2 rRNA genes are annotated in these 3,246 nt (G+C 49.1%); both read left to right on the top strand.

From position 1 onward, the window contains the following. The first annotated feature begins 137 nt into the window (after positions 1-137). Positions 138-3,058 (top strand): 23S ribosomal RNA (locus RXV91_RS15290). Between the two features lie 71 nt (positions 3,059-3,129). Then, positions 3,130-3,246 (top strand): 5S ribosomal RNA (gene rrf / locus RXV91_RS15285).

Here is a 3,246-nt window from a genome sequence, read left to right as displayed (position 1 = left end):
AAACTTGTTCTTTGAAAACTAGATAATATCAAATATATTTTTTCATAATGAAACCGAGAACACCGCGTTTTTTGAGTTTTTTATTGAAGTTTAATTATCGCTAAACTCATTAATCGCATTTACCGTTAGGTAAATGAGGTTAAGTTAACAAGGGCGCATGGTGAATGCCTTGGCACTAGGAGCCGATGAAGGACGGGACTAACACCGATATGCTTCGGGGAGCTGTACGTAAGCTATGATCCGGAGATTTCCGAATGGGGCAACCCAGCAGTTTTAATCAACTGTTACCACTAGATGAATTCATAGTCTAGTTGGAGGTAAACGCTGTGAACTGAAACATCTCATTAGCAGCAGGAATATAAAGAAATTTCGATTCCCTAAGTAGCGGCGAGCGAACGGGGAACAGCCCAAACCAAAGTGCTTGCACTTTGGGGTTGTAGGACTGAACATTTGAGTTACCAAAGAATTTGATAGTCGAAGGATTTGGGAAAATCCGCCATAGATGGTGATAGCCCAGTAGATTAAATCAAGTTCTCTCAGTTCAGGATCCTGAGTACGGCGGAACACGTGAAATTCCGTCGGAATCCGGGAGGACCATCTCCCAAGGCTAAATACTACCTAGTGACCGATAGTGAACCAGTACCGTGAGGGAAAGGTGAAAAGCACCCCGGAAGGGGAGTGAAATAGTTCCTGAAACCATGTGCCTACAATAAGTCAGAGCGCGTTAATGCGTGATGGCGTGCCTTTTGTAGAATGAACCGGCGAGTTATGATCCCGTGCAAGGTTAAGACTAAAAAGTCGGAGCCGTAGCGAAAGCGAGTCTGAAATGGGCGTTTTGAGTACGAGGTTATAGACCCGAAACCAGGTGACCTATCCATGTCCAGGTTGAAGGTGCGGTAAAACGCACTGGAGGACCGAACCCGTGTAAGTTGAAAATTGCTGGGATGAGGTGTGGATAGCGGTGAAATTCCAAACGAACTTGGAGATAGCTGGTTCTCTCCGAAATAGCTTTAGGGCTAGCCTCGGAATTAGGATCATGGAGGTAGAGCACTATTTGGACTAGGGGCCCGTCTTGGGTTACTGAATTCAGATAAACTCCGAATGCCATTGATTCATATCCGGGAGTCAGACGATGAGTGATAAGATCCACCGTCGAAAGGGGAACAGCCCAGACCATCAGTTAAGGTCCCTAAATGTATGCTAAGTGGAAAAGGATGTGGAGTTGCATAGACAACTAGGATGTTGGCTCAGAAGCAGCCACCATTTAAAGAGTGCGTAATAGCTCACTAGTCGAGTGATCCTGCGCCGAAAATGTACCGGGGCTAAGCATACTACCGAAACCATGGATGCGACCATTAGGTCGCGTGATAGGAGAGCGTTCTAAGGGCGGTGAAGCAAGATCGTGAGGACTTGTGGAGCGCTTAGAAGTGAGAATGCCGGTATGAGTAGCGAAAGATAGGTGAGAATCCTATCCACCGAATGACTAAGGTTTCCTGGGGAAGGCTCGTCCTCCCAGGGTTAGTCGGGACCTAAGTCGAGGCCGAGAGGCGTAGACGATGGATAACAGGTTGAGATTCCTGTACTAGTTAAGTGCGTTTGAGCAATGGAGGGACGCAGGAGGCTAAGATGTGCATTCTGTTGGATTAGAATGTCCAAGCAGTAAGTCTTGTGAAGAGTCAAATGCTTTTCACTTTAAGGACAAGCTGTGATGGGGAGCGAAATTTAGTAGCGAAGCGTCTGATGTCACACTGCCGAGAAAAGCTTCTAGTGAGTACTTAACTACCCGTACCGCAAACCGACACAGGTAGTCGAGGAGAGAATCCTAAGGTGAGCGAGTGAACTCTCGTTAAGGAACTCGGCAAAATGACCCCGTAACTTCGGGAGAAGGGGTGCTGATCGCAAGATCAGCCGCAGTGAATAGGCCCAGGCGACTGTTTATCAAAAACACAGGTCTCTGCAAAATCGTAAGATGACGTATAGGGGCTGACGCCTGCCCGGTGCTGGAAGGTTAAAAGGATGGGTTAGCTTCGGCGAAGCTCAGAATTGAAGCCCCAGTAAACGGCGGCCGTAACTATAACGGTCCTAAGGTAGCGAAATTCCTTGTCGGGTAAGTTCCGACCCGCACGAAAGGCGTAACGATCTGGGCACTGTCTCAACGAGAGACTCGGTGAAATTATATTGTCCGTGAAGATGCGGACTACCCGCGACAGGACGGAAAGACCCCATGGAGCTTTACTGTAGCTTGATATTGAGTGTTTGTACAGCTTGTACAGGATAGGTAGGAGCCATAGAAACCGGAACGCTAGTTTCGGTGGAGGCGTTGGTGGGATACTACCCTCGCTGTATGACCACTCTAACCCGCACCACTAATCGTGGTGGGAGACAGTGTCAGGTGGGCAGTTTGACTGGGGCGGTCGCCTCCTAAAAAGTAACGGAGGCGCCCAAAGGTTCCCTCAGAATGGTTGGAAATCATTCGCAGAGTGTAAAGGCACAAGGGAGCTTGACTGCGAGACAGACAGGTCGAGCAGGGACGAAAGTCGGGCTTAGTGATCCGGTGGTACCGTATGGAAGGGCCATCGCTCAACGGATAAAAGCTACCCTGGGGATAACAGGCTTATCTCCCCCAAGAGTCCACATCGACGGGGAGGTTTGGCACCTCGATGTCGGCTCATCGCATCCTGGGGCTGTAGTCGGTCCCAAGGGTTGGGCTGTTCGCCCATTAAAGCGGTACGCGAGCTGGGTTCAGAACGTCGTGAGACAGTTCGGTCCCTATCCGTCGCGGGCGTAGGAAATTTGAGAGGACCTGTCCTTAGTACGAGAGGACCGGGATGGACATACCTCTGGTGTACCAGTTGTGCCGCCAGGCGCATCGCTGGGTAGCTACGTATGGATGTGATAAACGCTGAAAGCATCTAAGTGTGAAACACACCTCGAGATGAGATTTCCCATTCCTTTATGGAAGTAAGACCCCTGAAAGATGATCAGGTAGATAGGTTAGAAGTGGCAGTGCGGTGACGCATGAAGCGGACTAATACTAATCGGTCGAGGACTTAACCAAGTAATTGGTGTTCCGGTTCATATGAAATTATTTGATATTAGCTAGTTTTGAGAGCACAAGTTTCTCAATAGTGTGGTGACGATGGCGAGAAGGATACACCTGTTCCCATGTCGAACACAGAAGTTAAGCTTCTTAGCGCCGAGAGTAGTTGGGGGATCGCTCCCTGCGAGGGTAGGACGTTGCCATGC

It is taken from the genome of Lactiplantibacillus sp. DA1 (assembly GCF_032681335.1).
Taxonomy (GTDB): domain Bacteria; phylum Bacillota; class Bacilli; order Lactobacillales; family Lactobacillaceae; genus Lactiplantibacillus.
This window is presented reverse-complemented; position numbering and strand designations above follow the sequence as displayed.